The sequence below is a fragment of the Dolichospermum sp. LEGE 00246 genome, from assembly GCF_015207865.1.
Taxonomy (GTDB): domain Bacteria; phylum Cyanobacteriota; class Cyanobacteriia; order Cyanobacteriales; family Nostocaceae; genus Dolichospermum; species Dolichospermum heterosporum.
This window is the reverse complement of the sequence record NZ_JADEWA010000432.1, coordinates 1-4,684: the sequence shown is the minus strand read 5'-3', so window position 1 is coordinate 4,684 and position 4,684 is coordinate 1. Positions and strand designations below refer to the sequence as shown.

At 42.4% G+C, this 4,684-nt stretch carries 4 protein-coding genes, 1 tRNA gene and 1 pseudogene; 3 read left to right on the top strand and 3 right to left on the bottom strand.

Annotated elements, in window-relative coordinates:
* Positions 1 to 310 precede the first annotated feature (310 nt).
* The 3 genes from pds (at position 311) to IQ228_RS21505 (ending at position 3,035) form a co-directional block, all read left to right on the top strand.
* Positions 311 to 1,750, top strand: a complete 1,440-nt coding sequence (gene pds / locus IQ228_RS21515) for a 15-cis-phytoene desaturase (RefSeq protein ID WP_027402606.1) — start codon at positions 311 to 313, stop codon at positions 1,748 to 1,750.
* On the top strand, positions 1,734 to 2,666 hold the full coding sequence (gene crtB / locus IQ228_RS21510; RefSeq protein ID WP_027402605.1) for a 15-cis-phytoene synthase CrtB: 933 nt from the start codon (positions 1,734 to 1,736) through the stop codon (positions 2,664 to 2,666). Before pds ends, crtB begins: the two co-directional genes overlap by 17 nt.
* Before the next feature lie 281 nt (positions 2,667 to 2,947).
* A tRNA-Ser gene (locus tag IQ228_RS21505) sits at positions 2,948 to 3,035 on the top strand.
* 46 nt (positions 3,036 to 3,081) lie between these two features.
* Here IQ228_RS21505 and IQ228_RS21500 read toward each other — a convergent pair.
* The 3 genes and pseudogenes from IQ228_RS21500 to IQ228_RS21495 form a co-directional block, all read right to left on the bottom strand.
* Positions 3,082 to 4,050: a hypothetical protein gene (locus IQ228_RS21500; RefSeq protein WP_193964380.1), complete on the bottom strand. Its 969-nt coding sequence runs from the start codon at positions 4,048 to 4,050 to the stop codon at positions 3,082 to 3,084.
* A gap of 130 nt (positions 4,051 to 4,180) precedes the next feature.
* A pseudogene (locus tag IQ228_RS26825) lies at positions 4,181 to 4,408 on the bottom strand (HNH endonuclease); the annotation flags it as partial.
* The gene (locus IQ228_RS21495) at positions 4,360 to 4,554 is read right to left on the bottom strand and encodes an RRXRR domain-containing protein (RefSeq protein ID WP_027402603.1); all 195 of its coding nucleotides are present in this window, start codon (positions 4,552 to 4,554) and stop codon (positions 4,360 to 4,362) included. The gene IQ228_RS21495 and the pseudogene IQ228_RS26825, both read right to left, overlap by 49 nt.
* Positions 4,555 to 4,684 lie beyond the last annotated feature (130 nt).

Sequence of the window (4,684 nt, the reverse complement as noted above, 5' to 3'; positions counted from 1 at the left end):
ACTTTACTATTAGACATACATTTTTCACGTATAAACACTGAGCAAGAAAGCCATTTTTTGTATTGATGATAGGCAGTTAAGCAAAAATATACACTGATTTAAAATGAGTCCTAAACTACACTAAATATTTATCACGGAAAAAATTTTGTGTTTATTCCTGGAGCGAAGATTAAGGTAAATTACATAGTCAGGGGGAAATTTGGGGAATTTTTTGGGAAGCAATCAGACCTACCGTGCCAAATGTAAAGGATTGCAACGTATAATGAGAACGACAAAACAGTTAAAAAATATTGAATAATAGTAGGTTTAAATGCGCGTAGCAATCGCGGGAGCGGGTCTAGCAGGACTTTCCTGTGCAAAATATCTTACCGATCTAGGTCACACACCTATCGTTTTGGAACGCCGAGACGTAGTGGGAGGAAAAGTGGCTGCGTGGAAAGATGCTGATGGTGACTGGTACGAAACAGGACTGCACATTTTTTTTGGGGCTTATCCCAATATGTTGCAGTTATTCAAAGAATTGAACATTGAAGATCGATTGCAGTGGAAAGAACACACAATGATCTTCAATCAGCCTGAAGCTCCGGGGACTTATAGCCGATTCGATTTTCCAGATTTGCCAGCACCTATCAATGGTATGGTGGCAATTCTGAGAAACAACGATATGCTGACCTGGCCGGAGAAAATCAGTTTTGGGATTGGTTTACTACCTGCCATTCTCCAGGGGCAGAAGTATGTCGAAGAAATGGACAAATATTCTTTCCGGGAGTGGCTGCAAAAACAAAACGTTCCCCCCAGAGTGGAAAAAGAAGTATTCATTGCTATGTCTAAAGCCTTGAACTTCATTGATCCAGACGAAATTTCCGCCACCGTCCTCTTAACGGCATTGAATCGCTTTCTCCAAGAGAAAAACGGCTCAAAAATGGCTTTCCTGGACGGTTCACCCACAGAAAGGTTGTGTCAGCCAATCATTGACCACATCACTGAACGCGGTGGCGAGGTGCGCCTGAATGCACCATTGAAAGAGATTTTACTCAATGAGGATGGAACTGTAAAAGGATTCCTGCTGCGGGGCTTAAACGGGGCAGAGGATGAAATATTTACAGCGGATACCTATGTATCTGCCCTGCCAGTTGATCCTTTAAAGCCGATTTTGCCAAGTTCTTGGAAAGCAATGGAGTTTTTCCAAAAATTGGAGGGTTTGGAAGGTGTACCAGTGATTAATGTTCATATCTGGTTTGATCGCAAATTAACAGATATTGATCATCTGCTATTTTCCCGTTCTCCACTCCTCAGCGTTTATGCTGATATGAGTAATACTTGCCGTGAATATGCCAATCCTGACCGTTCCATGTTGGAATTGGTTCTAGCGCCAGCCAAAGAGTGGATATCTAAATCCGATGCAGAAATCGTTGCTGCAACTATTACTGAGTTAGAAAAACTTTTTCCCCAGCACTTTGGGGGAGATAATCCGACTAAAATACTGAAATATCATGTGGTGAAAACACCGCGTTCAGTTTACAAAGCTACTCCAGGTCGCCAACAGTACCGCCCTTCACAGCAAACCCCCATTTCTAACTTCTATCTGACTGGGGATTATACAATGCAACGCTATCTCGCCAGTATGGAAGGGGCTGTACTTTCTGGTAAACTAACAGCGCAGGCGATATTTCAAGCGCTGACGGTAGCAAATTCCTCTAACCTGCAAACGCCAACACGACCGCCCGCCACGAATGCTGCAACTGCCTGATTCCCCCCCGCGCATGAAAACGCTGGTTTCTATAGATGAGTCATATACCCTTTGCCGGGAACTCACGGCTAAGTACGCTAAAACTTTTTATTTAGGTACAATGCTGATGAGTCCGGCCAAGCGTCAATCTGTTTGGGCAATTTATGCCTGGTGTCGCCGTACAGATGAGTTAGTGGATGGTCCGGCATCTGCTATCACCACCCCAGAAACCCTAGAACTATGGGAAAGTCAACTGGAATCCATTTTTGCGGGATGCCCATTGGATAATTATGATGTAGCGTTAGTAGATACCCTCCAACGCTTTCCGCTAGACATTCAACCCTTTCGGGATATGATCGCCGGTCAGCGGATGGACTTGTATCGCAGTCGCTATGCAACTTTTGAGGATTTATACCTCTACTGCTACCGAGTAGCGGGAACTGTGGGTTTGATGTCAACGACGATTATGGGGATAGATAATAGTATCTATACAGCCCCTTGGCATCAAAACCAACAGCCCTATCTTCCTATAGAAGAGGCGATCGCCTTGGGGATTGCTAATCAACTTACCAATATTCTCCGTGATGTTGGTGAAGATGCCCGTCGAGGCAGAATCTATCTTCCCCTAGAAGATTTAGCCAAATTTAATTACACCGAGGAAGAATGTATTCGCGGCGTAGTGGATGACCGCTGGCGTTCACTCATGCGGTTTCAAATTGACCGCGCCCGTAAATTTTACATCCAAGCAGATAAGGGTATTAGTTACCTGGCTGCTGATGCTCGGTGGCCTGTTTGGTCTGCATCTATGCTATATGAGCAGATTTTAGAGGTGATTGAGCGCAATGATTATGATGTGTTCAGTCAGCGAGCTTATGTTCCCCAATGGAAAAAGTTACGCACCTTGCCAGCAGCTTGGATGCGATCGCAAGTTTTATAGATTGGTTATTGGTCAGGCAATTTTGGATTGACGATTTTGGATTTTGGATTGACTCCACCCTAAAGTGTAGAAGCTCGAAAATCTTGGGTTTGGGATTTATGATTTTTCCGTTAGTAGAGGACTAAGTCCTGTACCAACTTTTTTTAATCTAAAATCTAAAATCTAAAATCTAAAATCTAAAATCTAAAATCTAAAATTCCCGGTCATTGGTCATTGAATTTATTTGGAAAATGACTATTGACAGACTCAAAAACTTCTGCTACGATTATTACTCATGAACTGGAGAGGTGGCTGAGTGGTCGAAAGCGGCAGATTGCTAATCTGTTAAGGGATTATATCCCTTCGGGGGTTCGAATCCCCCCCTCTCCATTTTCTAAACAGGTGCGTTAACAAGTTGTAACGCACCTTTTTTGTGTTATTTTTTGGCGATCATATTCATATCCCAAGTATATAGACCAATTTGGTGAGGAACTCTGACAAATCGGCCTGTGCGATGACCCCTAGATAGTTCATTGAGAACCTTATTTTTAACCTCTCTGACTTCCTCTGGGTCTAGATATCCATAAATGCCATTGACTATCTCATTCACATTGAAAATTCGTCCCGCATTTTGTTCTAGAAATAAGGTCAGAGCATCAATTAAAAATTGACCATCAAATTGTGCCAACATCGGTACTACTTTCGTTTGGGGTCTGACGAAATGTTTGTTGGTTTTGGTGGATTTGATCCCCCTAGATATTCCCCTACCTTGAATTGGACCTAGTGAATTTAGATCTAAGCTATAACAGCCCGGTTCATTGGGAATCGCTGACCAATAACCACTTTCCCTCCCTTGGGTCAGAGATGATTGGACTCTACCTTTAACGACTTTGAAAATAGTAGACTCTAAATCACCATAGAGCGATCGCACGATAAAATCTATGTGACAGACAGTTCCCACATATTCTCCCAATAGCTTTTTGAGTGCTTCCATGCGAGTCATATTTCCATAGTGAGAGAGCATGGGAACATCTTCCCCCTTACCAACATAGTGACGACGCTGATAGGAAAGATTGTTTGAGTCTTTAACTTCAGAGAGGGAATGGTCGACTTTGAAAGGGTCTGATTTAGGAATTTCTGACTCTAGGGGCTGCAAATGTTCCAGATTGGAACTGTGATTAGAAGACAACAACAATAGTGAATCTTCTTCGTCAGCCTCAACTTGTTCGTTGTCATCAGTATAAGACCATGTAGATAACAAGGATTCTACATTATCTAATTGCGATCGCGCCTCTATGAATAGACGTTGGTACTTTTGGGCGAGACTCCCATAGTAATCTCGTAATTCCAACAATGGCGCAATAAATACTTCGGGTGGTGCTTGTAATTGTCCTTGAGAATTCATCTAAACCTCCAGGAGACCCCCACCAAAACTGTACTCAGTTTGGTGATGGGAGGAATGGAGGGTTAATTGTGAAAAGTCCCTTGAGTAATTTTGTGCGCCAGCACAAACAATGAAAGGGACAGTTGAGCAATTAACAAATCTTTGATTTTCCATATTCGTAACCGTCCTTTTTGTGAATTGATTTACAGTATTTGTAAGAGATACCTTGAATCAGTCCAGATATTGTTGAGATATTGAAACTACCGCTAGTCCTCACCGCTACTCGTCCGATATATGCCCCAATCTTTTTACCTTTTGTGACAACAGCTTTCACAATGTCTCCGGTTTGAAAACCATTAACAAATTTGAACCTGGGGAGTCAGGACAGGATTTTTTGAGAATAATTGTGAACGGAAACTGTCTAAATATTGCTGCTTTTTTGTTTCTTAATAGTTGTCTAGCCTGTGCTGGATTAATTGGGTCTAGTGGTCTTTTTTCAGTGTCTAAAACAAATACTTTGGACATAATATTTTGCTCCAAAGAGCCTCCTTGCGGGTAATGTTAGCTAGATGCCTCCGGCACGCGCGAACGACAATGTTAGAGGTCGGTAACTATCTTAAAAGCACTGGTTTAACCCTTAAGCCTGTTTAACTTT